The following is a 20,332-nucleotide window of genomic DNA, read 5'->3' as shown; positions in this document are numbered from 1 at the left end:
GGCGTCGCAAGGCGCCTCACGTCTTACGCTAGCCGAGCTGAGCCGCGGATCGATCGACGCCCTGCCCGCTCAAAACTCGCTCCATCACTGTGAGCAGCTGCTCCAGGTCGATGGGCTTGGCGATATAGTCATCCATGCCGGCCACCATATAGGCGTGGGTTTCATGGCTCAGCACGCTGGCGGTGATCGCCACGATGGGCGTGCGATCGCGGCCACTGGATAGCTCGCGTCCACGTATGCGCCGGGTCGCGGTCAGGCCGTCCATGCGGGGCATGTGGATATCCATCAGGATCATGTCCCAATGCTCGCGCTCCCAGGCCTCAAGCACTTCCTCACCGGTCTCGGCCAAGACGCATTCGATATTGAACTGTTTGAGCAAGGTCTGGATCACCAGACGGTTGGTCGCATTATCGTCCGCCACCAGGACGCGTAGCTGGTCCAGCGCCGCGCCTATGAGGCCGGGATGCTCGGTCACCGCAGCCCCTGTCTGCTCCTCCGCCGCCGCGATCGGCAACGGCGTCACAAAGGTGAAGCACGATCCTTTCCCGGGGGTGCTGTCAAAGCGGATCGATCCGCCCATCAGCCCGACAATCTCCTTGCAGATGGCCAGGCCCAGGCCCGTTCCGCCGAACCGGCGCGTGGTCGAGGCGTCCGCCTGGACGAACTTTTCGAACAGCCGGGGAGCCTGATCTGCGGCGATGCCGACGCCGGTGTCGGTCACGCTGCAAGACATCTGATCGCCGTCGCAGCGTATCGCGGCCACGACCTCCCCCTTCTCGGTGAACTTAAGGGCGTTGGACAGAAGGTTGCTCAAAACCTGGCGCAAACGCGCCTCGTCGCCCCGCCGCCAGGGTTCGCCGCCATGATCCAGGCTCAGGCTGAACGTCAGTCCCTTTTCCTTGGCCAGCGCCTTGTACAGATCCCCAAGTTCCTTGGTGAAAGCGCGCAGGTCGAACACCGTCTCCGACAGCTCAAGCCGCCCGGCCTCGATCTTGGAGATGTCGAGCACCGTGTTGATCAGGCCCAGCAAGGCGTGGCCCGAGCCGCGGATGGTCTCCAACCGCGAACGTTGCACAGCCTCCAACGGCCCGTTGGCCATGGCCTGCGCCATGCCCAGAACCCCGTTCAGGGGCGTGCGCAATTCGTGTGTGATTGTGGCCAGAAACTCGGTCTTGGCGCGATTGGCCGCCTGTTCGCGCAGCGCCAACTCATGCGCCCGTCGTCGCCACGCTTCTGTCCGCGCCAGTTCCTGCTCGATCTGGCGGTTGAGAGCCTCCGCGGCCAGACGCGCCCGCACTTCGCGCGTGATCGCGCCCCGCATCAGCGTCGACATGCCAATGGCGCAGAAGCAGCCCGCCACGCTGATGAAATTGTATTGCGCCGCGACTTCGGCGCCCGCGCGATTGGCCAACACGATGAGGCAACCTATCGACAGCGCCACCGCCGGATAGACCACCCGTCTGCTCGGTCCGGCTGTCGCGACGGACATGGCGATAAGCACGAAATAGACCAGCTTGTACGGCTCGGCGTGGGTCAGCATATAGACCAGCACGTTGCCCAGCAGCGCCGCGTGACCGACCAGCGCGCCCAGCTCCAGGCGTGAGAACTTGACGCCCGGGGTCATCAGCCAGCGGCAACAAGCCAGGCTCGCCGCCATTGACGCCAACGACAGCGCGCTCAGCAGCCAGCGCTGCAGACCGGTCTCGTCGAGGATGTGGAAGACCGTGATCAGGGCGTAGTAGATGCCCACGGCCAGCAGATAGATCTGAACCACAGGCGCGTAAAACGCCGCCAGCTCCTCATCGGGAAGCGGGGCGTCCTTTGCGTTGCGTGAGTGCTTGCGGCTGTGGCTCATGTGCCGGTTCGTTGATCCCCCGAACCTTAAGCGCTTGTGCGATTTAGATTACATGAATCAACGAACAATAAGGGCTCGCACTATCCCCGAACCGCCCTTCGCTTCATTCGCCGCGAGGTTGTTTTGGTTGGTATGCTTGAGCTTTCCCCAGTCTTGTGAGGCCCTGGCGTGTCAAAGCGTCGCGGCTTTGTCGCAGTCTTCCAACTAGACTGTTGTGTTTACCAAGAGCAGCGTCCCTCCGGTTCTTTCCGGCCTCGCGCCGCGTCCTGTTTCCTGTTGTCGAAGGTGAGTGCTTATCGTTCCGCCCAGGGAGGCGACCCGTGAAGACGATCGCAGTTCTTTCGCGCAAGGGTGGCGCGGGTAAAACGACCCTCGCCATCAACTTGGCCATCGCCGCCTATCTCGACGGTCGCGCGGTGACACTCGCCGACGCCGATCCGCAGCGCTCGGCCACCGACAGCCTGCGGGCGCGGACGGAGCCGGGGCCCGAACTGGCCGAGACCAGCGCGGGAAAGGTCTTCCAGATCCGTGCCGCGGCCGAACGATCGGGCATGGACTACCTGTTCGTCGACACACCCGCAGCGCCGGAGGCCGAGGTGGTCCAGGTCGCCAACTGTGTCGACTTCTGCATTCTGGTTTGCCGACCAAGCTTCCTGGACATCGCCTCCATCACCCGATCCGCCGAGATGGTGCGGCGGCTGGGCAAGCCGGCGATGATCGTGCTCAACCAGGCGCCGGCCCGCCGCAACGGGTTTGAAGCGCCCGCTGTGCTCAAGGCCATCGAGGCCCTTCGCTTCAGCGGCCTGCCCATCGCGCCCACGGGCCTGCGGTCACGCGTGATGTTCCAGCAAGCCATCGCGCGGGGCCGCTCCACGCTTGAATGGAGCCCCAAGGACCCCGCCGCGCAGGAAGTCGCCCTGCTGTGGTCGAGCCTTGAGGCGGCGATCCAGCGTCGAACCGGCCTGCGCGACGCCGGCTAAAGCTCAGCGGCGATCTTGGCGGCGAGAGCTTTCAGCTCTTCGATATCGGCCATGCCTTCGCCATGCCGCCCCAGGGGTTCGCCCTCATAGCGGGGGATGACGTGGAAATGCAGGTGGAAAACCGTCTGCCCGGCTGGCGCGCCGTTGAATTGAGTCACCACCACGCCGTCGGGCTTCAACGCCGCCGCCGCCGCCTTGGCCAGCTTCTGGGCCGCCGCCGCCAGGGCCGCCACCGTCTGCTGCTCAGCCTCCAGAAGGTTGCGGGCCTTGGAGACCTTGGAGATCACCAGCGCGTGCCCCTTGGACTGTGGAAACACATCCATGAAAGCCAGGACCTGATCGTCCTCGAAGACCTTCACCGCCGGCATCTCGCCACGCACGATCCTGGCGAAGATGTTTGCCTCGTCGTAGGTCCCGTACAGGCTCATTGCGTCGACTCCGATTGTTTGAATGGCGAGAACTCGGCCGCCAACATGTCCATATCGTCCTGCACAGCCTCCCGCTCCCGCTCCAGATAACGAGCAACGGGGTCACGCAGGGCCGGATCGGCGATCCAGTGCGCCGAATAGACCGCGCTGGGCAGATAGCCACGGGCGATCTTATGCTGCCCCTGCGCCCCGGCCTCCACGCGCGGCAGACCCAGCCGGATCGCGTGTTCGATGGCCTGATAGTAGCAAAGCTCGAAATGCAGGAACGGCACGTCCTCGACGCAGCCCCAATGACGGCCATAGATGCAGTCGCCGCCCACCAGGTTCAACGCGCCGGCGATCCACCGGTCATCCCGCCGCGCCATGATTAGCAGGACGCGGTCCGCCATCCGCTCGCCCAGTAGCGAGAAGAAGGTCCGGTTCAGATAGGGCCGTCCCCACTTGCGGCCGCCGGTGTCCATGTAGAACCCGTAGAAGGCGTCCCAATGGTCTTCGGTCAGATCGGCGCCGTTCAGGGCTACGATCTCTAGCCCGGCCTGGGCGTCGCGCCGCTCCCGCCGGATCGTCTTGCGCCGATTGGATGACAGCGCGCCCAGGAAATCGTCAAAGCTCGCGTAGCTCTGATTGTGCCAGTGATACTGCTGGTCCTGCCGAAGCAGCATCCCCTGCCCGCCCATCCACGACCACTCCGCCTCGGTTGGAAAGGTCACGTGCAGGGAAGACGCCTCCATGCGCTGGCAAAGTTGCAGGGCCCCGCCGAGCAGCAGGGCGCGCGCCTCGTTGCTCGATACTCCCTGACGAACGATCAATCGAGGGCCGGTGACGGGAGAAAAGGGCGCCGAGCATTGAAGCTTTGGATAGTAGCGCCCACCCGCCCGTTCATAGGCGTCAGCCCAGGCGTGATCGAAGACATATTCGCCCTGACTGTGCGACTTCAGATACAGCGGCATCACCGCCGCGATCCGGCCATCCTCATCTTCGACCGACAGGTGCTGTGGCGCCCAGCCCGTGCGCTCGACGGCGCATCCGCTCTCTTCCAGCGCATCCAAAAAGTCGTAGGAAATGAACGGGTCGCCTGACGGGTCGGCGCAGGCCTCCCAGGCCTCCCTGCCAATCTCGCTGATACGGCGATGGACGCGGACCGCCGGCCGCAACGGACTCACGCGCGAAAACCCTCGAAGATCAGGTTGTCGCAATGATCCCGGACCCGATCCCACTCATTGGGCGATCGCACCGTCCAGGCGATCACAGGCATACCGCCCTTGCGAAACTCATCGGCTTTCGTCGAAGGCAGCATGTCGAGCCCTAGGGCCAGGAAATCCGGCCGGGCGATCGCCACATGCTCCAGGGCGGCCAGCGACTTGCGCAGTTCCGGCGCCAGCTTCCCAGCGCCTTTGTCATTCCAGCTATAGCTATCGAGACCGCGCAGGATTTGCGGATGATGATCCGCGAACCAGGCATGGGAGTATGGGTTGAATCCAATCACCGCGGTCGGGCCGTTGTGATCGATCAAGATATCGCAGACCCGTTTCTCCAGCGGCCCCACCTCGCCAAAGGACGTCTTCAGCTCGATGTAGACCATGGCCCGATGGCCGATGTGAACCAGAACCTCGGCCAGGGTCGGAATGGTCTCGTCCGTCCCGGCGAGCTTCAGAGCCGACAGGTCAGCGGCCGTGTGGTCGCCGATCCGCCCTGCGGCGCCGGTCATGCGCGCCAGCAGGTCATCGTGAAAGACCATGGCCTCCCCGTCGGAGGAAAGCTGGACGTCCAACTCCACGCCATAGCCTCCAGCGCAGGCGGCCTGGAAGGCCGCCAGGGAATTTTCCGGCGCGCCATCGGGCGACCATAGCCCGCGGTGCGCGACCGCGGGTTCGAACAGGCGCTCCCAAGCCTCGCCGAAGGTTTCGACGGCTGGCCGTTCGCGCCTGGACATCACTTGATCTCCACCACAGCATCGACCTCCACCGCGAAGTTCAGCGGCAGGCGATAGACACCCACGGCTGAACGCGCGTGACGGCCAGCGTCGCCCAGCGCCTCGACCATCAGGTCCGAGCAGCCATTGACCACCTGCGGGATGTCGAAGAACTCGGGGCCGGCCTGAACAAAACCGCCCAGCTTCACGACGCGCACGACGCGATCCAGGTCGCCGCCGCATGCCGCCTTCATCTGGGCCAGAAGGTTGACGCCGCACAGCCGCGCGGCCTTTTGAGCGGTCGCCAGATCAACCTCGGTCCCGACGACCCCCATAATCCCGCCGGTCGCGTCGCGCGACACTTGGCCGGAGATGTGGACGAGATTTCCGCTGCGCACGAAGGGCACGTAGTTGGCGATCGGCGCGCCGGGCTCCGGCAGCGTGATCCCCAGGGCGGCTAGGCGTTGTTCAACTTGGCTCATGCAGGACTCCAGAACGAAGCCGCATGATTACCTCGACCATGGCCGGTGGGGAAGCAGAGCAAGCCTCGCGACGTTCTGCGGGCAAAGAAAAAGGCCCGGCCGCAAACCCGGCCGGGCCTTTTCCTGCTTTTCGGGGGACGCCTGAGCTTAGCGGGCGGCCTGGACGCGCTCGACGGTGGCGGTGACGCGCTCGTTCAGCGGTTGCACCGACTCCTTCACCGAGGCCGACACGGTCTCGGTCCACTTGGCGACTTCAGCCAGGTAGGTCTCCATAGCCGTCTTGGCGAAGGCGGTTTGAAGCTCGATGGCTTCCTGGACGCTCTTGGCCGAAGCCAGCGTCTTGGCGGCGCTCACCTGATCTTCGACCGACTTCTTGGAGAACGCGATGGCCTGGGCGCCCAGAGCTTCGGCGCCCTTGGTGGCCGCAGTGACCGAAGCGACGACAGCTTCCAGATTCTTCTTCGAGTGAACGTTCATTTCGTTCAGGGCGGCCAGGGACTTTTCGATATTGTCCTTGAACGCTTGATTGCCGGCGGTCGTGAACTGCTCGACGGTGGACTTCAGGGTCTCGGCGGTGGCGGCCATCGGAAATCTCCCGGTGTGAAAATGGACGAAGCTCTGGCGGCTCCGGTATGGAGAGACACTCTCATGTTGCAGTGCAGCAGTCAACGGATTTTTGTGCAGCGCACAATCGTAAGCGTCACTGTAATTGCTGGCGAATTCGTTCCTGCGGCCAAATCGCTCACGATCCTTTAACTTTAACGAAACCCTACGATGCGCATGTTAGACATTCGTCCGGCGCCGGTGGCGCCTTGTGATTCCAACGACGGACGCCGCGCATGAACCAGCACGCCCGCCGCCTGCTTACCGCATTCGGCCTCGCCGCCGGCCTGATCGTCTCGGCTCCCGCCGCGATGGCTGCGCCAATCCTGAAGGTTCCGACCTCCGAGCCTCGTTACGCGGCCATTGTGATGGACGCCAATTCCGGCGAAATCCTCTACAATAAACGTGCTGACAGTCCCCGGTATCCCGCGTCGATCACCAAGGTGATGACGATGTACCTGGCCTTCGAGGCCTTGTCGGAAGGCAAGCTACGGCTGACGGACAACATCGTCGTGTCGCCTCGCGCCGCCGCCCAGCAGCCGACAAAGCTGGGGCTGCGCGCTGGTTCCCAAATCACGGTCGATGAAGCTCTACGCTCCCTGGCCCTCAAGTCGGCCAACGACATGGCCGTCGCCATGGCCGAACGTCTGGCCGGCACCGAGACCCGCTTTGGCGCCCTCATGACCCTGCGCGCGCAAGAGCTGGGCATGACCAACACCCGCTTCGTGAACGCGTCGGGCCTGCCCGACAGCCGTCAGATCTCGACCGCTCACGACCTGGCGATCCTGTCGCGGGCCGTCATGCGCGACTTCCCGCAGTACTATTCCTACTTTGGCCAGCAGAACGCGGTGATACGCGGCCAAGCCATGCGAAATCACAACAAGCTTCTGGGCAAGGTGCCGGGCGTGGACGGCCTGAAGACCGGCTTCACCAACGCTTCGGGCTACAATCTCGCCGCCTCGGCCGTGCAGAACAATCGTCGCCTGATCGCCGTCGTGCTTGGCGGTCCGTCGGGCGCGGCGCGCGACAACAGTGTCGAGGACCTGCTGCTCACCGGCTTTGACGTCATCAAGCGCCGCGGTCGTGGCGAGCGTATCACTGTTGCCCAGAACCTGTTCGAGCCCGAGCCCAGCGGCCCGATCATGCGCCCCTCCATCGAGCAGGGCGACGCTGAACAGGACAACCTCAAGATCGTCCTGACCGAAAATCCCTCGGCTCCGGCCAAGATGGCTGTCCAAAAGAAGATGCCGGCCAAGGCCGCCGGCGCCTACAAGGTGCAGGTCGGCGCCTTTAAGCAAAAGAGCCTCGCCGGCAAGCAGTTGCAGATCACCGAGCGCAAGTTCGCCAAGGTGTTCGCTAACGCTGACGGCGCAGTGGAAGCGGGTCCCGGCGGTTCGTTCCGCGCTCGCTTTGGCGGCTTTTCCGCTGACGGCGCCAAGCGCGCCTGCGCCACCCTGACCGCCCAGCGTCAGGTCTGCATGATCGTCAAGCCGTAAGGCTCAGCGCTTCAGAAGACGGTCCCGCGCGGCGTTCAGCTGCGCGGCCAGTCCTGCGGTTCCGCCCTTGTCGGGATGCGCCATTCGGATCAGGCGGCCATAGGCCGCCTGTATCTGTTCAGGGCTAGCCCCCTCGGAAACACCTAGGATATCGCGCGCCTCCCGCGCCGTGAGGCCGGAGACGACTTGTGGCGCACGCGCCTGCGGACGGGCTCGCTGGCCACGGGCAGCAGTGGCCAATCCCAGACCAACCACCAGCAGCACTAGGCTGGTCCCCCAGGCCCCACGGATGCCAAGGAACGCGGCGGCGGAAAAGACAGCTATGGCGCCGGCCCCAAAGGCCACGCGCCAGCCCTCGCCCTTCATCCGGCTCCATGAGCCGGCCCGGCCAAGCGACACCAGCAAGGCCAGAAGCCCCGCCCCAATAACAAGATAAAGCATCAAGCGGTCCCGACGCCCTTACTGGGCGGCGAGCAGAACTTCGCCCGAATAGGCCGAAAGGCCAACGAAATGCATCAGCGCCCGTAGTTCCTGACGCGCCGCCACGTGGGTCAGCGACACCGGCACCGGCCGGATTTGCGCCGACAGGTCGGCGATGGTCAGGCCGAACGGAAACAGCTCGCGATAGATCACCCGGTCACGCAGGCCCGGCCCCATGCGGAAACCCGTCTTGCGCGACAGCGCCTGCATCCGGTCGCTGACGCGCTTGCGATTGCGGGCCTCGGTGGTGGCCATCCGGTTCGACAGCACGACCCAGTCCAAGGACTTGCCGGCAGTCGCGGCGCGCTGCTTGCGGGCCTCCCACACCGTCTGGGCGTAGAGGCTGGGGCGAGTGACTTCCAAAGTCACGGGATCGACCACGCCCAGCATGTCGAAGTCGACGAAGCTGTCGTTCATCGGCGTGACGATCAGGTCCGCGCGGCCATGAGCCAAGCGCGAGACGGCGGTGTCGCCGCCGGGAGTGTCGATCAGGATGAAGTCCACCTGTTCGGCGACTTCGGCGAAGGTCTTCTCGAAGCGGGCGATCTGCTCGTCGTCGGAAGCCTTGGCCATGGCCACGCCTTCCTCGCCATAGGTGGCGTCGATCGGCATGGGCAGCTCAACGCCCTTGGCCGCCACCCACGCGCGGCGGTTGGCGAAGAAGTGGCCCAGGGTGCTCTGACGCAGATCAAGATCCATGATCGCCACCTTCGCGCCGCCATGCAGCAGCGCCGTGGCGAGGTGGACGGCGATGGTGGACTTGCCCGCCCCGCCCTTTTCGTTGCCGACGACAATGACGTTCGCCTGCGACATGACTTAGCCTCCTGTACCCCGAATCGATTCCGGGTTAACGATAAGTGAAGCCGACGGGCTGAGTCGGTCAACGCAAGGGCCCGAGTCGCTCACAATTGTCGCAGGTCAATCCGCGACTTAGGCGAAATCGGTGGATGGCTTACCAGGCGCCGAGTTCACGCAGTTGGCGCGCCAGCTCGGGCGGCATGTCGCCCAGATCACCCACCGCCAGATCGCGGGGCGCATCCTCGGCGGTCAGATAGCGCCAGCCCTGGAAGGCCCGGCGCGGCTGCGGCTCGACCCGGATCACGTTGCGGTCGAGGGTGACCTCGCAACGGGCCGCCTGCCCCTCGCCCACGGTGTCGATCGACAGGATGACCTGCCGGCATAGGATCACGCCCTTGAACACGCGATACAGCGAGCCGCCGTCGAGAAGCTCATCGATCCGCTTGGGGGTCATGCGGGTCTGCATGATCCACGGACGATCCGCTTCCTTGTGCCATTCCTGGAGCTCTTCGATGGTGTCGCAACCAACGCAGAGCTTGATCATGTTGAGCGCCATGGCGCTGACTTAGGCCGCCGGCTCGAGTCTCGCCAGAGTGATCCCCTCGGAAACCTGTGCGCCAGTCGTCGCAGTCAGCTCCGCCACCACGCCGTCGAAGGGCGCGGTCAGGGCATGCTCCATCTTCATGGCCTCCAGGACCAGCAGCGCCTGACCTTTGATTACGGCGTCGCCCGCCTTTACCGAGACGCTGACGATCTTGCCCGGCATGGGCGAACGGACCGCCCCGTCGCCACTGCCGCCTGTCTCGCCGCCGGACTGCGCACGGGGAGCGGTGAAGACCAGAGCCTCGCCGTCCTCGAACAGGACGATCTCGCCGTCCTCGCCCAGCAGGACGTCCGCCTCCACCTCGCCTGGCACGGCGACCTCGACCACATGACCATCATGGACCAGCCGCACGGGCGCACGGCTAACGCGGTTCAGACGGAAGCCCGCCAATCCCTCGGCCGGCGACCAGGGCGACCCGTCCTCGGCGTCCTGCGACAGCAGGGCCGCCACCGCCACGGCCTTGGCGTCATCGGACGGCGTCACGACCGGGACCAGGGTCTCCAGCCGGGCCTCGATAAATCCGGTGTCAATGCGACCGGCGACAAAGTCCGGATGGTCCGCACAGCGGGCCAGGAAGGCGGCGTTGGTTCGCACCGGCCACACCTCGACCTCGCGGCAGGCCTGGGCCAGCTTGGCGGCCGCCGCCTCGCGGCTCGGCGCATGGGCGATCAGCTTGGCGATCATCGGATCGTAGAAGGGCGTCACCTCGCCGCCCTCCTCCACCGCGCTGTCGACGCGCAGAGTGTCGGGCAAGCGGAAGTGATCCAGCGGTCCCGTGGACGGCAGGAACCCCGTCGCGGGGTTCTCGGCATAAAGGCGCGCCTCCATGGCCCAGCCATCCAGGCTGATCTCGTCCTGCTTCAGGGGCAGCGCCTCGCCCGAGGCGACCCGCAGTTGCCACTCGACCAGATCCTGGCCAGTGACGGCTTCGGTCACGGGATGCTCCACTTGCAGGCGGGTGTTCATCTCCATGAACCAGATGCGGTCGGCGCGAAGACCTTCGGAGGCGTCGGCGATGAACTCCACAGTCCCAGCGCCCACATAGTTCACAGCCTTTGCGGCCTTGACCGCGGCGTCGCAGACGGCGGCGCGGGTCGAGGCGTCCATGCCCGGCGCTGGCGCCTCCTCGATCACTTTCTGGTGGCGACGCTGCAGTGAGCAGTCGCGTTCGAACAGGTGGACGACCTGACCATGGCTGTCGCCAAACACCTGCACCTCGATATGGCGCGGGCGGGTGACGTATTTCTCCAGCAGCACCCGATCATCGCCAAAGCTGGCCGCCGCCTCGCGACGACACGAACCCAGGGCGGCGATAAAATCCGCCGCCGCCTCGACCTTGCGCATGCCCTTGCCGCCGCCGCCGGCCACCGCCTTGATCAGAACCGGGAAGCCGATCTTGGCCGCCTCGGCCGACAGCCGTTCTTCCGACTGGTCGTCGCCCAGATAGCCAGGCGTGGTCGGCACGCCCGCCTGGATCATCAGCGCCTTGGCCGCGTCCTTCAGACCCATGGCTGTGATCGCCGACGGCGGCGGGCCGATCCAGACAAGACCCGCGTCCATCACCGCTTGGGCGAATGCGGCGTTCTCGGACAGGAAGCCGTAACCGGGGTGGATCGCCTCCGCGCCCGTCGCCTTGGCCGCGGCCAGGATCTTCTCGGGCAGCAGATAGCTCTCGCGCGCCGGCGCAGGGCCGATCAGCACCGCCTCGTCCGCTTCGTGGACGTGCGGCGCGTCGGCGTCGGCTTCGGAATAGACGGCGATGGTGCGCACGCCCAGGCGGCGCGCGGTGCGGATCACCCGACGCGCGATCTCGCCCCGGTTGGCGATCAGGACAGATTGGATCATTCGGTTCTTCTTATTCGGCCCAGCTCGGCTTGCGCTTATCGAGGAAGGCGCGGACGCCCTCTTGCCCTTCCTCGCTGACGCGGCGACGCGCGATCTGGCGCGCGGTCTCCTCCATCAGCCCATGATCGATCGGACGGCTGACCACGGCGTCGACAAGCGCCTTGCTGTCACCCACGGCGCCGGGCGCGCAAGCTTTCATGCCGTCGGCCAACGCGGCCTTGATGGCGTCCATGGTCTCGCTGTCGGGCACAACCTCGCTGACCAAGCCATAGGCCTGTGCGTCGCCGGCGCCGAACACCCGGCCGGTGGCGAACAGCACCTTGGCGTTGCGCGGCCCGATGGCGGCGACCACATAGGGGCTGATCGTCGCCGGGGTCAGGCCCAGCTTCACTTCCGAGAACGAGAACTTCACATCCTGGGTGGCGATAGCCATGTCGCAGGCCGCGACCAGCCCGGCGCCCCCGCCAAACGCCGCGCCCTCGACCAGCGCCACTGTCAACGCCGGCACGTCGTGCAGGGCCTTCAGCATGGCCGCCAGTTCCATGGCGTCCTCGCGGTTATCGGATTCGGTCCAGTCGGCGGCCGAGCGCATCCACTCCAGGTCCGCCCCGGCGCTGAACACGCCGCCCGCCCCACGCAGGAACACCACCCGCACCCCCTCCGCCCCATGCAGGGTCTCGAAGGCCTGACGCAGCGCGGCGATCGTCGCCGAATCGAAGGCGTTCTTCTTGGCCGGACGGTTGATGGTCACCGTGACCGCGCCGTCCACCGTGCCTTCGATCTGCACCAGATCGCTCACGGCGTCGGTATCAGGGACTTCGACAAGCGGATCGGACATCGGGTTCAGTTCGACCATGGGAGGCCTCCAGTCTGGTGGTGCGGCTGCGCCGCAAAACAGCCGCAAACAAGCTTCGCTATAGTTGGAAAACTCACGTTCGAGGAATTTCCATGCGAGCCTTCATTGCAGCACTCATCCTTAGCGCTTCGGCGACCAGCGCGTTCGCCGAAATCTGTGACGGCAAGCGCATTGCGACCATCGAGACGGATGGAAGCTTCTCGAACGGCACGCGCCAAGCGGTGCTTGACGCCGTTCGCGATGGTGTTCCTCTCCGCGTGGGCTGGGAAGTAGGCCGCCCGGGCGAGCCCCCGATCGTGATCCACTGGCAGGACGCCAAGTTCGTCACGCTGTTCGAGGGCCAAGTCTACGCCCAGGTCAGCGGGGACCGTCAGACCCCGCAGATCGGCAAGAACGACATCGTTCTGTCGCCGGGCGTCTGGGCGTCCATGCTGGACACCAAGGGTCGTCTGGTCACCCGCCTCAGCGACAGGCCCGACCCGATCGAACAGAAGGTGCGCTCCCATTGGTGTCGCGTCTCCTGATCACATCCGGAAGATGCCGAACGTGGTCTCGGGGATCGGGGCGTTCAGGCTGGCGGAGATTGCCAGACCCAGAACGTCCCGGGTTTGCGGTGGATCAATGATGCCGTCATCCCACAAGCGGGCGGTGGCGAAATAAGGATCGCCCTCGCTCTCATAGCGATCGCGGACCGGCGCCTTGAACGCTTCCTCGTCCTCCGCGGCCCAGGTCTCACCCTTGGCCTCCATGCCGTCCCGCTTGATGGTCGCCAGCACACTGGCCGCCTGCTCGCCGCCCATGACGCTGATCCGGCTGTTGGGCCAGGTGAACAGGAAGCGCGGCGAATAGGCCCGGCCACACATGCCGTAATTGCCGGCGCCGAAGCTGCCGCCGATCAGCACCGTAAACTTGGGCACATTGGCCGAGGCGACCGCCGTCACCAGCTTGGCCCCGTCCTTGGCGATGCCGCCGGCCTCATATTTCCCGCCGACCATGAAGCCCGAGATGTTCTGCAGGAACACCAGCGGGATCTTCCGCTTGCAGGCCAGTTCGATGAAGTGCGCGCCCTTCAGGGCGCTCTCGCTGAACAGCACCCCGTTGTTGGCCAGGATCGCCACCGGATAGCCCCAGATGCGGGCGAACCCGCAGACCAAGGTCGTGCCATACAGCGCCTTGAACTCATCGAATTCGCTGCCGTCCACGATGCGGGCGATCACCTCGCGTACGTCGTAAGGCGCGCGTACGTCGGTGGGGATAACGCCATACAGTTCTTCAGGATCGAACGCCGGGTCGCGGGCCTCGCGCACGTCCATATCGACCGTCTTGGTGGTATTCAGGTTGGCGACGATCGAGCGCACGATCTCCAGCGCGTGCTCGTCGTTCTCGGCCACATGGTCCACCACGCCGGACTTGCGGCCGTGGGTTTCGGCGCCGCCAAGTTCTTCGGCGCTGATCACCTCGCCCGTCGCGGCCTTCACCAAGGGCGGGCCGCCCAGGAAGATGGTGCCCTGGTCGCGGACAATCACCGTTTCGTCGGACATGGCCGGCACATAGGCGCCGCCAGCCGTGCAGGACCCCATGACACAGGCGATCTGTGCGATCCCCTCGGCGCTCATCCGCGCCTGGTTGAAGAAGATGCGGCCGAAATGGTCGCGGTCCGGGAATACCTCGGCCTGGTGCGGCAGGTTCGCCCCGCCGCTGTCGACCAGATAGATGCACGGCAGTCGGTTCTGCTGGGCGATCTCTTGCGCGCGCAGGTGCTTCTTCACCGTCATCGGAAAGTAGGCGCCGCCTTTGACGGTCGGGTCGTTGGCGACGATCATCACCTCCCGTCCCGAGACTCGACCGACGCCCGCGATCACGCCCGCTCCGGGCGCCTCGTCGCCATAGAGGCCGTGGGCCGCCAATTGGCCCACTTCCAGGAACGGCGCTCCCGCATCCAGAAGCCGTTCGACCCGCTCCCGAGGCAAAAGCTTGCCGCGGGAGGTGTGGCGCGTGCGTGATGCTTCGGGGCCGCCGAGGGCCGCCTGGGCCACCCGCTCGTGCAGTTGTTCGGCGAGGGCGCGGTTGGTCTGCGCGTTACGGGCGAAGGCTTCGCCTTTGGAATCTATGGCGCTTTTGAGCTTGGGCATGAAACGACGCATAGCCTTTTGATACGGAGGCCGGAAGTCGAAGAGGTCGCATCGCGCCTTCGTCGCCAACCGGATAGCCACGCTATAATCTGCACCTTCGGGGGGAAGGTCTTGCCTGAGTCGCTCACAAAGACTGCGTTGGGACGCCTGTTCGTCCAGGAACAGACCCGCGGCGGCGCTGCGTGGTTCTCCCTGCCCGGCGGAACGCCCCTCTACGATCCAGGCGGCCCTGCGGACGAGCTCTACTTCCTGCGCGCCGGTCGGCTGGGCGCCTTTCGCCAGGAAGAGGGACAGGAGCAGCAGTTCCTCGGGGTGATCCGTCCAGGCGAGCCCGCCGGCGAGATGGCCTTCATCGCCGAAACGCCCCATTCCGCCCGTGTCGTCGCGCTGCGCGACAGTGAAGTTCTCGCCCTGCCCCGCGACGCCTTCTTCGAGGCGGCGGACCGCGATCCCTTGGTCATGACCGAGTTGGCGCGGTTGATGATCTTGCGTTCGCGGCAGGCCGCGACCCAGGCCTCCATCGGCGAGCCTTCAGTGTTCGGGTTTCTGGCCACCAATCCGGGCCCGCCCGTCCGTGAGCTGGTCGAGGCTATAGGCGTCGCGATCGAGGCCCTCGGTTACGAAGTCGCGGTCGCCGGCGCCGAGTCCCTGATGGCGCCCATGGAGTGGTTCGCCAATGTCGAGCGCGACCATGACTTCGTGCTCTACGCCGTGGAATCTGGCGAGGACGCATGGAAACAGGTGGTCGGCCGCCAGGTCGATCGCCTGTTCCGCGTCGGCCGGGGCGACCAGCCGCCGCCGCCCGTCGCCGCGGCCGCTTACGAACCCCTGCAACGACAGCGCCTCGTCGATCTGATCCTCGTCCAACCTGCCGGACTGCATCGCCCGTCAGGGTCCGAGGCTTGGTTGGATGTCACCCAGGCGGCGCGGCTTTTTCATATCCGGGACGGCGACGCCTATGACGTGGCCCGTATCGCCCGCCTTATCACCGGTCAGTCCGTAGGGCTGGTCCTCTCCGGCGGCGGCGCCCGCGCCTACGCCCATATCGGCGCGATCCGGGCGCTCCGCGAATTTGGCGTCCCCATCGACTTCGTTGGCGGCGCGTCCATGGGCGCGATCGTGGCCGGCGGCTTGGCCATGGGCTGGGAAGACGCGGAGATGGAGGCCCGGATCCGCAGCGCCTTCGTGGAATCCAGCCCGGTCGACGACATAGCCTTCCCCATCCTCGCCCTGACCCATGGCGAGAAGGTCCGCGCCCGTCTGAACGAACACTTCGGCGACGAACAGATCAGCGACCTTTGGCTGCCCTTCTTCTGCGTGTCGTCGAACCTGACCTCCGGCTCGTATCACGTGCATCGCCGGGGAACGCTGCGGAACGCCCTGCGCGCCACCATCTCCCTGCCCGGCGTGCTACCGCCCGTGGCGGAAGGTGGCGATGTGCTGGTGGATGGCGCGGTGATGAAGAACTTCCCGGCCGATGTCATGCGCGCCTTCCAACTCGGCCCGATCGTTGGCGTGGACGTCACTCGCGGCCGCAGCATCAACGCCGCCGACATGCATCGCCCCAAGTCCTGGATCAGATGGCTGCTCAGCGGCGAGTGGCGCAGGGGCCCGCCAATCGTCGCCCTGCTCATGCGCGCGGCCACCGTGACCACGGGCCGCGACCTGGCCACGGCCCGCACCGCGTCCGATCTTCTGATCACGCCCAAGGTCGATGGAGTCGACATCCGCGACTGGCGAGCGTTCGAGCCCGCGGTCCAGGCCGGCTATCTGGCCGCCAAGAAGACGCTGGAGGGTCTGGATCGCCCTCTGGCCGAACTTCGCCGTAGGCCCAGCCTCAGGGAGCTCGCTGCGCAACGATGAACAGGCGCTCGAATGGGAACAGGGTCGTCCCGTCGGGCCGCACCGGAAAGGCCTTCGCGATATTGGCGCGGAACGCGTCGAGGAAAGCCTCGCGCAGGGGCGAGCCCTCCAGCGCGTCGAAATAGGGCCGCAGCGCCGTCCCGCTCATCCAGTCGACGACCGCATCATCGCCCTCCAGCACATGCAGGTACTGCGTGCTCCAGATATCGACCCGGTCGCTCAGGGGCGCCAGCCAGTCATAATAGTCCGACGCGGCCAGCATGGGACGGATGGCGACCGCCCGTTTCAACGGCTCCGCCCACGGACCCTCCGCCGCCGTATTGCGCAATATCCCGTGGTGGACGCTCTCATAGGCCATGGGCATCTGACAGGCGAACACGCCGCCGGGCCGAACCAGCTTCATCAGCCGCGGAAACAGCGTCTGGTGATCGGGCGCCCATTGCAGCGCCGCGTTGGTGAAAATCAGGTCCGCCGGGGTGTCGAAGGCGTTCAGGTCGCCCAACACCCAGTTCACCGTCTCGGGCCGCCTTCGGCATTCAGCGATCATCTGCGGGCTGGAATCCAGGCCGTGGACCCGCGCATGGGGATAGCGGCGCGCCAGCAAGGCGGCGTGCTCGCCCGTTCCACATCCCAGGTCCCATATCTCCTGGGGCGGCTCGCCTCGGGGAATCTGAAGCATCAGATCCAGGGCCGGGCGGTCCCGATAGCGCTTGTAACGTTCGTATAGCGCGGGGTCCCAGCTGGGCATCGCCTGCTCCGACATCGACTCAAGACCGGCGCAGATTGCCGCAATTTCCCGATGAACGCCGCAAGTCGCTGCGCGACATAGGGTTTAAAGATCGACGTTATGCAACCCGGCCAACCCTTCTGGGTTTTGTGGGCCCAGGGAGAAATCCGTAGTGGATCAATACGCTCAGCGAACGACCGGGATCACTTGGTCCAACAAGGACCGGCGCGCGACCACCAAGGTGCGCTTCAACTGGACGCTTTTGGCCGCCCTCTCTTTCTGTGGCGCGATCTGGGCTGCGGTGCTCTGGGCGGTCTCCGCCGCGCTCAACTGACCTGCGCGAAAACGCCGCTTGGCGCCGGGCGCGAACCGGCTCCATATTCGACTTCCTGTTCAACAGCTGAAAGGAGGTGATCCAGTGTCTCATTGTCTCCAACCGCGGTCTCAAGCCGTGACCTGGAGCCTCAAGACCGAGGTTTCCGCCTGACAGCTCGTATGGGCTGATCAGTTCGGTTTCGTGGCCGCGGCCACGACGATGGAAGGGCCGTCCCAAGAGGGACGGCCCTTTTTCATTGGCTGGTCAGGTGATGCAGGACGATCCCGGCCGTGGTCGATACGTTCAGGGAGTCAAAGCCGCCCGCCATGGGAATGCGCACCGTCGTCGCTCTGGCCATCAAATCCGGCGACAGTCCTGGGCCCTCGGCGCCGAGCAGCACCGCGACGCGATCTGGTCTCACCGTCTGGGCCAACGTCCGCTCACCGCTCGGGCTTAAGGCCAGAGGCTGGAAACCTTGCCGTTCCAGCAGCCCGACCACATCAGCGCCCGGAGTGAGCCGCACGAAAGGCGTCAACAGCGCGGCGCCGACCGACACCCGGATCGCCTTGCGGTAAAGCGGATCGCAGCAGTCGGAGTCCATCAGGACCGCATCAACCCCGAAGGCGGCGGCGTTGCGGAACAGCCCGCCCATGTTGTCGTGATTGGCGATCCCGAACAAGCATAGCACAACGGCGCGTTCGGGCAGGCTAGCCAGAAGGTCATCGGCGCCCGGCTCTACCGGTCGCCGCCCAAGAGCCAGAATCCCACGATGAATCGGAAATCCGACGATGGCGTCCATCACTGACGGGTCCGCCACATAGACCGAAACTTCCGGCTGAAGGTCCGCCAGCATGGGGGCCAACCGTTCCGCCTGACGCTCCAGCAACAGCAGCGACAGGGTCTCGCAACGCGGGCTGCGGATCAGGCAGCGCAGCACCACCTCGCCCTCGGCGATGAACAGTCCCTCTCGCCCCACCAGATCACGCTCGCGCACGTCGCGATAAGCCGCGATCCGCGGATCGTCAGGGTCATGGATGGAAACGATCATCGCCCGGCTTTGGCGTCCGGCGCGGGTGAAGGCAAGCCTCAGTCGAAGACGCTCTTGGGAATGTGAGTCATGCGGCAGGCAAGATCGGCCTCGCCAGAGGCCACGATCCAGACCTCGCCTCCATCGGCGATCCCGGTCGTGAAGACCACGTCGTGTATGTACATATGCTCTTCCAAGTGCGCGGTCAGATCCGCCCGCCCCTCCAGCAGCGGGATTTCATCCTCCAGCCGCAGGATTTTGCTGGGGTCATCCAGGTCCAGCAGCGCCCAGAAGGTGCGGTAGATCCCGATCAGGTCCTGGGTCTGCACGCCGTGATACAGCACAAGCCAACCCTTATCGGTCCGCACCGGCTGCGCCCCGCCGCCCAGGCGCATATTGGCTTTCGAGCCCTTTCGCGGCCGGATGCCCGTGCCGTGGAGCGGCCGCCAGTGCAGGGCGTCCGGCGAACGCGCCAGGTTGATAGAGGCCCCGCCCAGCCATTCGCTGTCGGGCGGATAGGCGAAGTAGCACTCTCCCTGCGGTCGGGTCAGCGCATGGAAGGCCCCGTCAATCGTGCCTTCGAAGAACAGCATGTCCTTGTTCTGATGATCGAGGATGATCCCCTCGAGCTTCCAATCCATGCCGTCGGTCGAGGTGTACAGCGTCGTCGAATGCCGCTCCGGACTGACCGAGCAGCTGGTCATGTAATAGACCCCGTCGATCAGAGTGATGCGTGGGTCCTCGACCCCGTACATCTGGTACGACGCCTCCGGCTCTATGGCCCGGTCGTAGTGGACCGCCGCCACCTCCAGCCCGTCCGGCGTCAGCTCCACCGGCAAAAGCCAGGACAGAGATGTCAGCCCAAGCACCCGCGAATGGTGATGGGTCAGTTGAAAGACACGTGGGTCGGCGGTGTTGGCGTCAGCCAGCGCAAAGGCGTCGCGCACGTACCCGTCCGGCGTCCATCGGATGCTGTAGACGTGCCTTTCGTCGATGGGATCGCGCAGCGCCTCCGCCACTCGCACCATCAGCAGCAGATTGCCATTGGGCAGTCTGCAGAGGCCGGGATTGAAGGCGCCCAGCACGAAGGTCGGCGCGTCCAGGCTTTTGCGCAGCGGCGATCGGCTTAAATCGACGTCCAGCGGACCAAAGACCAGCTTGTCGATCTCGAAGTCCGCCATGGCCGTCCCTTCAGGCTTGTCTTGAAGCCATAAGAACCGCCGAGCTTGGCCGCCGTTCCCGCCTAGGCCTTGAAGGCGGCGAGCGCGTCGGTCGCCGCCTGCGCGAGACTCTGGATCTTTCCCCAGTCGCCGTCTTTCATGGCGGCGTCTGGCGTCAGCCACGACCCGCCTACGCAGGCGACATTCGGCAGCTTCAGGAAGTCAGGCGCGGTCTCCAGCGTGACCCCGCCCGTGGGGCAGAAGCGGACGTACGGGAACGGGCCGCCAAAGCTCTTCAGCATGGCCACGCCGCCGGCCGCCACCGCGGGGAAGAACTTGAAGGCGCGATAGCCGTGCTCCAGCCCGGCCATCAACTCGGACGCCGTGGCCACCGCCGGCAGATACGGGATCGATCCGTCACGGCCCATGGCCAGCAGGGCCGGGGTCGCGCCTGGCGAGATGGCGAACTTGGCGCCGGCCTTGGCCGAAGCCTCCAGATCCTTGGAGCTCAGAACCGTGCCGGCCCCGATCACCGCTTCAGGCACCGCGTCGGCGATGGCGCGCATGGCGTCCAGCGCGGCGGGTGTGCGCAGGGTGACCTCGATGGTCGTGCAGCCGCCGGCCACTAGGGCCTTGGCCATCGGCACGGCCTGAGCGACATCGGCGATGGTGACCACGGCCATGACCGGAGCCAGGTCCATGTAGGTTTCGATCGTGTCGGTCATCGCTGTACGCCTGGGCCAGAGGTTCAAATTGCGAGCGCTGTCA

22 protein-coding genes are annotated in these 20,332 nt (G+C 65.5%); 6 read left to right on the top strand and 16 right to left on the bottom strand.

Going from position 1 to position 20,332, the window contains the following annotated elements:
• Positions 1 to 28: 28 nt before the first annotated feature.
• Entirely contained in the window at positions 29 to 1,855 is a 1,827-nt protein-coding gene (locus tag O5K31_RS08900) for an ATP-binding protein (protein WP_269716941.1), read from the bottom strand.
• Between the two features lie 320 nt (positions 1,856 to 2,175).
• On the opposite strand from O5K31_RS08900, the gene O5K31_RS08895 reads away from it, so the two are divergent.
• Positions 2,176 to 2,835, top strand: a complete 660-nt coding sequence (locus tag O5K31_RS08895; protein ID WP_269716940.1) for a nucleotide-binding protein — start codon at positions 2,176 to 2,178, stop codon at positions 2,833 to 2,835.
• Here O5K31_RS08895 and O5K31_RS08890 read toward each other — a convergent pair.
• The 5 genes from O5K31_RS08890 to O5K31_RS08870 all read right to left on the bottom strand — a co-directional run bounded on the left by O5K31_RS08890 (position 2,832) and on the right by O5K31_RS08870 (position 6,242).
• The gene (locus tag O5K31_RS08890; protein ID WP_269716939.1) at positions 2,832 to 3,263 is read right to left on the bottom strand and encodes an HIT domain-containing protein; all 432 of its coding nucleotides are present in this window, start codon (positions 3,261 to 3,263) and stop codon (positions 2,832 to 2,834) included. The genes O5K31_RS08895 and O5K31_RS08890 overlap by 4 nt on opposite strands.
• Positions 3,260 to 4,426: a GNAT family N-acetyltransferase gene (locus O5K31_RS08885; RefSeq protein ID WP_269716938.1), complete on the bottom strand. Its 1,167-nt coding sequence runs from the start codon at positions 4,424 to 4,426 to the stop codon at positions 3,260 to 3,262. The genes O5K31_RS08890 and O5K31_RS08885 overlap by 4 nt, the downstream gene beginning before the upstream one ends.
• A complete protein-coding gene (locus O5K31_RS08880; RefSeq protein WP_269716937.1) occupies positions 4,423 to 5,196 on the bottom strand; it encodes a glycerophosphodiester phosphodiesterase in 774 nt (257 codons plus the stop codon). The genes O5K31_RS08885 and O5K31_RS08880 overlap by 4 nt, the downstream gene beginning before the upstream one ends.
• The gene (locus O5K31_RS08875; protein ID WP_269716936.1) at positions 5,196 to 5,657 is read right to left on the bottom strand and encodes a RidA family protein; all 462 of its coding nucleotides are present in this window, start codon (positions 5,655 to 5,657) and stop codon (positions 5,196 to 5,198) included. The genes O5K31_RS08880 and O5K31_RS08875 overlap by 1 nt, the downstream gene beginning before the upstream one ends.
• A gap of 147 nt (positions 5,658 to 5,804) precedes the next feature.
• Complete coding sequence (locus tag O5K31_RS08870) at positions 5,805 to 6,242, bottom strand: phasin family protein (protein ID WP_269716935.1); 438 nt, start codon at positions 6,240 to 6,242, stop codon at positions 5,805 to 5,807.
• A 254-nt stretch (positions 6,243 to 6,496) separates the two neighbouring features.
• Here O5K31_RS08870 and O5K31_RS08865 point away from each other — a divergent pair, with 254 nt between their 5' ends.
• Positions 6,497 to 7,756, top strand: coding sequence for a D-alanyl-D-alanine carboxypeptidase (locus O5K31_RS08865; RefSeq protein ID WP_269716934.1), 1,260 nt, complete (start codon positions 6,497 to 6,499; stop codon positions 7,754 to 7,756).
• A 3-nt stretch (positions 7,757 to 7,759) separates the two neighbouring features.
• Here O5K31_RS08865 and O5K31_RS08860 read toward each other — a convergent pair whose 3' ends face one another.
• The 5 genes from O5K31_RS08860 to O5K31_RS08840 form a co-directional block, all read right to left on the bottom strand.
• Positions 7,760 to 8,197 (bottom strand): J domain-containing protein, encoded by a 438-nt coding sequence (locus tag O5K31_RS08860; RefSeq protein WP_269716933.1) that lies wholly within the window; start codon positions 8,195 to 8,197, stop codon positions 7,760 to 7,762.
• Positions 8,198 to 8,215: 18 nt separating this feature from the next.
• A complete protein-coding gene (gene mipZ, locus O5K31_RS08855) occupies positions 8,216 to 9,049 on the bottom strand; it encodes a division plane-positioning ATPase MipZ (RefSeq protein ID WP_269716932.1) in 834 nt (277 codons plus the stop codon).
• A gap of 139 nt (positions 9,050 to 9,188) precedes the next feature.
• Positions 9,189 to 9,590 (bottom strand): DUF1489 domain-containing protein, encoded by a 402-nt coding sequence (locus tag O5K31_RS08850; RefSeq protein ID WP_269716931.1) that lies wholly within the window; start codon positions 9,588 to 9,590, stop codon positions 9,189 to 9,191.
• 9 nt (positions 9,591 to 9,599) lie between these two features.
• Positions 9,600 to 11,483 (bottom strand): acetyl/propionyl/methylcrotonyl-CoA carboxylase subunit alpha, encoded by a 1,884-nt coding sequence (locus tag O5K31_RS08845; RefSeq protein WP_269716930.1) that lies wholly within the window; start codon positions 11,481 to 11,483, stop codon positions 9,600 to 9,602.
• Positions 11,484 to 11,493: 10 nt separating this feature from the next.
• Positions 11,494 to 12,339 carry an enoyl-CoA hydratase-related protein gene (locus tag O5K31_RS08840; RefSeq protein ID WP_269716929.1) on the bottom strand — a complete coding sequence of 282 codons (846 nt, stop codon included), beginning with the start codon at positions 12,337 to 12,339 and terminating at the stop codon, positions 11,494 to 11,496.
• Between the two features lie 92 nt (positions 12,340 to 12,431).
• Here O5K31_RS08840 and O5K31_RS08835 point away from each other — a divergent pair, with 92 nt between their 5' ends.
• Positions 12,432 to 12,863 carry a hypothetical protein gene (locus tag O5K31_RS08835; RefSeq protein ID WP_269716928.1) on the top strand — a complete coding sequence of 144 codons (432 nt, stop codon included), beginning with the start codon at positions 12,432 to 12,434 and terminating at the stop codon, positions 12,861 to 12,863.
• On the opposite strand, the gene O5K31_RS08830 is transcribed toward O5K31_RS08835, so the two are convergent.
• Positions 12,864 to 14,471 carry a carboxyl transferase domain-containing protein gene (locus tag O5K31_RS08830; RefSeq protein ID WP_269716927.1) on the bottom strand — a complete coding sequence of 536 codons (1,608 nt, stop codon included), beginning with the start codon at positions 14,469 to 14,471 and terminating at the stop codon, positions 12,864 to 12,866.
• 138 nt (positions 14,472 to 14,609) lie between these two features.
• Here O5K31_RS08830 and O5K31_RS08825 point away from each other — a divergent pair, with 138 nt between their 5' ends.
• Entirely contained in the window at positions 14,610 to 16,334 is a 1,725-nt protein-coding gene (locus O5K31_RS08825) for a patatin-like phospholipase family protein (RefSeq protein ID WP_269716926.1), read from the top strand.
• On the opposite strand, the gene O5K31_RS08820 is transcribed toward O5K31_RS08825, so the two are convergent.
• A complete protein-coding gene (locus tag O5K31_RS08820; RefSeq protein WP_269716925.1) occupies positions 16,309 to 17,082 on the bottom strand; it encodes a methyltransferase domain-containing protein in 774 nt (257 codons plus the stop codon). The genes O5K31_RS08825 and O5K31_RS08820 overlap by 26 nt on opposite strands.
• Positions 17,083 to 17,233: 151 nt before the next feature.
• Between O5K31_RS08820 and O5K31_RS08815 the strand changes: the two genes are divergently transcribed.
• Positions 17,234 to 17,395: a hypothetical protein gene (locus tag O5K31_RS08815; RefSeq protein WP_269716924.1), complete on the top strand. Its 162-nt coding sequence runs from the start codon at positions 17,234 to 17,236 to the stop codon at positions 17,393 to 17,395.
• Positions 17,396 to 17,461: 66 nt separating this feature from the next.
• Complete coding sequence (locus tag O5K31_RS08810; protein ID WP_269717031.1) at positions 17,462 to 17,548, top strand: hypothetical protein; 87 nt, start codon at positions 17,462 to 17,464, stop codon at positions 17,546 to 17,548.
• 82 nt (positions 17,549 to 17,630) lie between these two features.
• Here O5K31_RS08810 and O5K31_RS08805 read toward each other — a convergent pair whose 3' ends face one another.
• The 3 genes from O5K31_RS08805 to eda all read right to left on the bottom strand — a co-directional run bounded on the left by O5K31_RS08805 (position 17,631) and on the right by eda (position 20,289).
• Positions 17,631 to 18,425 carry a TrmH family RNA methyltransferase gene (locus O5K31_RS08805; RefSeq protein WP_269716923.1) on the bottom strand — a complete coding sequence of 265 codons (795 nt, stop codon included), beginning with the start codon at positions 18,423 to 18,425 and terminating at the stop codon, positions 17,631 to 17,633.
• 38 nt (positions 18,426 to 18,463) lie between these two features.
• Positions 18,464 to 19,585, bottom strand: coding sequence for a glycosidase (locus tag O5K31_RS08800; protein WP_269716922.1), 1,122 nt, complete (start codon positions 19,583 to 19,585; stop codon positions 18,464 to 18,466).
• Positions 19,586 to 19,647: 62 nt separating this feature from the next.
• Positions 19,648 to 20,289 (bottom strand): bifunctional 4-hydroxy-2-oxoglutarate aldolase/2-dehydro-3-deoxy-phosphogluconate aldolase, encoded by a 642-nt coding sequence (gene eda, locus O5K31_RS08795; protein ID WP_269716921.1) that lies wholly within the window; start codon positions 20,287 to 20,289, stop codon positions 19,648 to 19,650.
• Positions 20,290 to 20,332 lie beyond the last annotated feature (43 nt).

The organism is Caulobacter sp. NIBR2454 (genome assembly GCF_027474405.1).
GTDB lineage: Bacteria > Pseudomonadota > Alphaproteobacteria > Caulobacterales > Caulobacteraceae > Caulobacter.
The sequence above is the reverse complement of the archived record's forward strand: the minus strand, read 5'-3'. Positions and strand labels throughout refer to the sequence as shown.